The organism is Bacillus sp. J14TS2 (assembly GCF_018333015.1).
Lineage (GTDB): Bacteria > Bacillota > Bacilli > Bacillales > Bacillaceae_C > Lederbergia.
Genome location: NZ_BORE01000069.1, coordinates 1 through 302, shown reverse-complemented (window position 1 = coordinate 302; position 302 = coordinate 1). Strand labels below are relative to the sequence as shown.

Here is a 302-nt window from a genome sequence, read left to right as displayed (position 1 = left end):
CAGTGTTTCTAATTGTTTTCCATCATTTTTCTCACCTGTGGTAAGCGTAGCCGCCGTGATGATTCTTTCCTCACTCATCGCCAGATGTGTTTTATAGCCGAAAAAGGATGTATCTTTCGTTTTATGGCCAATTTTCGCATCTTGATCTTCAGAGATTCGTAAATGTTCGATGTCATCATTTACGGTTTCCTTTAATAGGTTTAACTTCTCTTTTACTTTTGGATATTCGGAAATCGTTTCCTCATTTTCAATCACATCCATTAGTTTTTGGCAGTATATCATCTCATCTTCCAACTTATCCG

At 37.1% G+C, this 302-nt stretch carries 1 pseudogene; it reads right to left on the bottom strand.

The features are described 5' to 3' along the window. Positions 1-302: pseudogene (locus KI375_RS27110) on the bottom strand (IS5/IS1182 family transposase); the annotation flags it as partial.